The organism is Microcoleus sp. LAD1_D5 (genome assembly GCF_036702115.1).
Taxonomy (GTDB): Bacteria; Cyanobacteriota; Cyanobacteriia; order Cyanobacteriales; family Microcoleaceae; genus Microcoleus.
In genome coordinates, this window is the sequence record NZ_JAUBSA010000146.1 from 1 (window position 1) to 5,080 (window position 5,080).

A 5,080-nucleotide genomic window follows, 5' to 3' on the forward strand; every position below is an offset into this window, starting at 1 on the left:
AAACTTATATTGCCGAGGAGAACTCGAATTCACTCATCTTTCTAAATGCTGTTTTCTCACTTTTTCAGCAAGCCCTAGGCTAGGTAACACCATTGTTATGCAAAATAAATAATTTTTGAATTACACTGAAGATAGGTAGAATTGAGGAATTTATTTATGACAGTCGCAACTAGGCGCTTCACCCTGGAAGAATTTTTGAAACTGCCAGAAACTAAACCTGCTAGCGAATACATTGAGGGGGAAATTATCCAAAAACCTATGCCGAAAACTAAACATTCTCGTCTCCAGGGGCAATTCCTGCGTGTCATTAATGAAGTGGTAGAGGAACCCAAGATAGCTTACGCTTTTCCAGAGTTGCGGTGTACGTTTGGCGGTCGCTCGATTGTTCCAGATATTGCGGTACTATTGTGGGAACAGATTCAATTTGATGACAGCGGCGAACCAGTGGATGATGTGCGAATTGCGCCGTATTGGGCGATCGAAATCCTGTCGCCGCAACAAAGCTCAAATCGCGTAACTAGAAAAATTATTCACTGTCTTCAACATAATTGTCAGTTGGGGTGGCTAATCGATCCAGACGATCGATCGATTTTAGCGTTTTTGCCGAACCAACAACCGCAATTCTGCGAAGGTAGCCATGTCCTTCCCGTGCCCGAAATGATTCCTCTGAATATCACCGCCTAAAAGGTGTTTAGGTGGTTGAGAATGCAAGCATGAATCAGGGTGATCGTCTTTTTTGTACGAATTTAAAAAATCTCCCGGTTGGGTTTGTAGTGAGGACTTTAGTCATCATTTAAACTCAGGAATTAAGTCCTTACTACAAACCAAATTCCCTATTGCCGCCACCTGTCAAATTGGTCTTCGGAACAGCCATTAATAAATTGATTGTTCACCCAACCGTCAAGGATTGTCAAAGTTTCATTAGGAGGATTACCCGAAAATCTGGCCGCAATTTTCACCCAATTACCTTGTCTGCTGACAGCCCTAACTCCGTCTCCTCTTTTGAGTTTAGCTACAACCGCGTACTTATTGCCTGGGCCTTTGCGAATGTTAACAGCGCCACCTTCACCTGTAATAAACGAGCAATGAGTTTGCTTTTTTAAAGCTTCTGCTTTTGCGGGAGCAAGACTTTGCTGCTTGCCGAAAACAGGAAAGCTGTAAAGCGAGAAGCTAAAACTTGCAACGACGGCTGCAATAAAAAAGGCTTTTGATTGAGTAAAAATTAGCATTATTTCATTTCCTGGGATGGGCTGAACTGAAGTCCCGATTATAATTTTTTGAGAATGACTTCAGTTCTTACTACTAACTATTATTTGACCGAGGCAAACCATTCGGTAACACCTTGGGCGATCGCCTCAGCTAATTTCCTTTGTTCTGTCGGGTTCACAATCCATTCAAACTCTTCGGGATTGATCATAAATCCCAATTCCATTAAAACAGATGGAGTAACGGCAGGACGAGTCATGGCTAAGTTATTCCAGAATACACCATAGCTCGGACGGTTCAACTTGGCAACTAAATAATTGTGCAAAAACATTGCCAAACTGTGCGATTGCGGGTGAAACCAGAAAGCGCCGACGCCTTTAGTCTTAATGGCATCACCGTTATCCGGCAAAGCATTGTAGTGAATTGAAATTGCGATCGCAGGTTCTTCTTTTTGAATCATTTCCACCCTCGGCGGCAAATCCAAATCGACATCTTCTACCCGCGTCATTACCACATTCGCGCCCCGATTTACCAATTCCTGTTGCACCAATTTCGACACAGTTAAAGCTACTGTTTTTTCCCTAATTCCCACTGGACTCACCGCACCTCCATCCTCCGGCCCGCCGTGTCCCGGATCGATGAGAATCTTAATTCCAGACAGCGGTTTTGCTTGCGAATTCGGCATCATGCTTGTATTCGCCGGCGGGTGTTTTAAAGACAGCACTAAAGTTGTGCCGTCGTATCTCAGCTTATAGCCCCACTGCTGGGCAGATTTGAGATTAAAAGTGTATTGTACTTGCAGCGGCGATATTTGTTGCCATTCCAAACGCGAAATTACGGCGTCATCCTGGATGCGAATAATGTCAGTTTGAGCGGTAGTATTGTACAGAGTTAAAGTGAAAGTGCGTTCTCCTTCTTGCACAGTGACTGGGACGGGTATTTCTAAGGGAAATAACACCTCTGTCCAGCCGGAAACTTGACGCGAACTGGCGCTGCGAATAATCGATCGCGCAGGCACTGTATCCTTGACAATTCGCACTTCCGCTGCTTTAATCCAAGCACCGTAATCGAGTCTGAGCCATTCTCCTTCGCGCCCGATAATTGTTGCTCGCGTTCCCTTCGGCAGCGGTGTCATCCGAGAATAATCTGTACTCGCCCCGGTTCGGGCAACACCCGGTTCTGCCGTTACTTCTGCTACTTCTAAATCCGCCGGAGAGAGAATAGAAATTTTGCCAGTACCTTGTTGGCTGATAGTTCGATCGTTCATTGTTAGCTCAAACGATGGCACGCCTAAATCAACTGTTTCTCCCTTAGATGAGAGGGCATTATCAGGGGTTTTACCGCAGCCTTGATACTGTTCGCTGCCGCCTTTTTTGATCGGGGAATTTTCACCTAAAAGTACAGATTTGTTGTCGGGTAGTTCCACTTGCGATCGCGCTTTTAAAGGAATAGTAACGCCCGCCAATTTTACTGAAACTTGAGCATTGGCAGGTGCGATCGCCCCAAAGCAAATATATTCCCCCGGCAAACTCGCGACATCGACTTTTGGTGTCAGGGAATCTTTAGCAAAAGCCAATCCTACAGGGGCTTCCGGCTGATTGGACTCGCGCGTCACCTTAATTTTGACTTCCTGATTTTCGTGGCGCAAGGTAAAGACATTTTCGCCGAGTTGCAGCGGAAAAGTCGGGGCGAAATGACCGGCTGCGGTGCGCGAAATTTGGTTGCCATTTACCAAAACCTCACCCGTTGCCGGCGCTGTGCCGATAAAAAAGATGCGATCGGCTGTAGTTTTGTGGTTGGCGGGAGGATAAGCGACGAACAAAGGTTGAGCTGCCACAGCTACAGAGGCGATCGCCAGAATCATCCCAAACACAACTAATCCTAAAAATTTTCTCATTCTCAATCGCAACTAATTGACACTCTGTGGGTTATTTATACTAGAACTTGCCCTAAGAAACCGGATTTCTGAGGATTAGCCGTAAGTCTTATTTACTAGACACGGCTCATTCTATCAGGTTTGTAGTTGCAATTGAGCGATCGGCCCCATAAATTCCCGCGTCAAACCATTAAGTTTTAATTAATTCAGAGGTCGTTCTCCACAGTTGCTCCAACCGATTCGCCGGCATGGTCAAATACAAAACATCCCCCGCACTCAGACAACAATTCAGCAAATCCCAGCCGTGGAGAGTTTGACACTTAGTTTCCACATAAAGAGGCACAAAATCAGCAGACTTAGCAGCATCTTGAATGCGCTGGCCACAGAAAGGATGGTTTGGCGTAATCAATGTGGCCAAGCAAACCCACAGACTGTCAGCAGTCATTCCGTTCCCTAAAATTCTGCCTCCAATCGCCGCCGCCGCGAAAGCAGGAGCCGCCAATTCCGTCGGGTTCAAAACTCCTTCAAACTCAAAAACTTGCTGCACCATCAAAGCAAAATGTGGGTCTTGATTGCGGACAATAACCGATAGTTTGGGTGCCAATCCTTTAGCGCTCAAGGCAATTTCAACATTAAACATATCGCTGCTAGTTACCGCCAAAAGTGCTGCTGCTTGCTTAACATTAGCAGCTTCCAGAGTTGCGGGCAAACTGGCACTTCCCTGAATGAGCGGAATTTTCATTGAGCGAGCCGTGCTCAGAAATCGGCTGTTCGGATCTTGCTCGATCACCACAATATCGTAACCGTTAGTGTGCAGTTCTTTAGCAATTTGGAGACCCATTCCTCCGAGCCCGCAAATAATGTAATGATTGCGCTGCGGAACTCGCGCCACATCCCAATATTCGATAAAGCGAGTTCCCAATACATAATCGTTGAGCAGTGCGTAGCAGATGCCAATGATGCCGGCTCCAACTAACATCATGACAACTGTAAATAGTTTAATGCTTTCAGGAGCTTGTTCGGCCACTTTTTCATAGCCTCCGGCTCCCGTAATCATCCCTACTGAAAAATAAAGAGAATCGACAATTGAGATATGATTGTCAACACAAATATAGGTAGCAGTAGCAACAGCAATCATTGACAGCAGCGTCAGTACAACAATTACTGCTGCTTGGCTGTGCTGCTGAAATCTGTGCAGCTTAGTTAATGTTTTGAGCAGTTTTTGAGTTAAAGTTTTTTGGGGGCTGTGGATAGTCGGCTGAGTGGCAACAATTAGCCGATCGCCCTGCTGACACTGCCGATCGGCAAGCACCGCCGATACTAAATCAGTTTTGTTAGCCGCCGGCAGATAATAAATCAACATTCGCGATCGATCGTCCCACAAATCGCTGAGTTTTCGATTTTTCCAAGGATGTGTTTCATCGATATATTCTTCGTGAATCGGCCAAGTGCGATCGAACAAACGCAACTGTCCGATCGCCTGACTTCCGAGAGCCGCAAAAGCAAAAACCGGAGCAGCCAATGATGAAACGCTCATGGAAGCGTGATCGGGCAAAGTGTGGTCAATCCTGTCGCCCAAGCTAGTATTGAACAATCTGTTGATGATGCGAATCTGAGGATTAAGAATCCTCGCTTGCATCAAAATTGCCAAATTTACAGCATCATCGTCTCCTGCAATTACTAAAGTGTGAGCATTTTGAATGCCTGCCGCCAACAAGGTAGAAGCTGCTTGCAAATTGCCTACAACCACATCAGAAGTTTCGCCGCGAATTGGGCGATCGCTAATACCAACCACAATCGCTCCTTGCTGTCTCAACAAACAAAAAATCTTGTGTCCCGTGTGGCCCAACCCGCAAACAATGATTCGAGGTTTCATAAAAATTTATTTGCCAGCCAATTTCGGAGCTGTCCTTGTAGTTTTATACCATTTTTTTAAAGATGTGATAGACTTGTGTAAAAAGTAAAGGAGAGAATTACAATGTCTGGTCGTCCTCATAT

General features: G+C 45.6%; 4 protein-coding genes. 1 reads left to right on the top strand and 3 read right to left on the bottom strand.

Annotated features, from left to right (window positions below; all coding sequences use genetic code 11):
* The first annotated feature begins 156 nt into the window (after nucleotides 1-156).
* Nucleotides 157-684, top strand: a complete 528-nt coding sequence (locus QUA70_RS27865) for a Uma2 family endonuclease (protein WP_333350996.1) — start codon at nucleotides 157-159, stop codon at nucleotides 682-684.
* A 149-nt stretch (nucleotides 685-833) separates the two neighbouring features.
* Here the strand turns inward: QUA70_RS27865 and QUA70_RS27870 are convergent, their stop codons facing one another.
* From QUA70_RS27870 to QUA70_RS27880, 3 genes are all read right to left on the bottom strand, one after another.
* A complete protein-coding gene (locus QUA70_RS27870) occupies nucleotides 834-1,229 on the bottom strand; it encodes an SH3 domain-containing protein (protein WP_333081331.1) in 396 nt (131 codons plus the stop codon).
* Nucleotides 1,230-1,309: 80 nt separating this feature from the next.
* A complete protein-coding gene (locus QUA70_RS27875) occupies nucleotides 1,310-3,103 on the bottom strand; it encodes an N-acetylmuramoyl-L-alanine amidase (RefSeq protein ID WP_333350998.1) in 1,794 nt (597 codons plus the stop codon).
* 169 nt (nucleotides 3,104-3,272) lie between these two features.
* Nucleotides 3,273-4,958 (bottom strand): NAD-binding protein, encoded by a 1,686-nt coding sequence (locus tag QUA70_RS27880; RefSeq protein WP_333351000.1) that lies wholly within the window; start codon nucleotides 4,956-4,958, stop codon nucleotides 3,273-3,275.
* Between the last annotated feature and the right edge of the window lie 122 nt (nucleotides 4,959-5,080).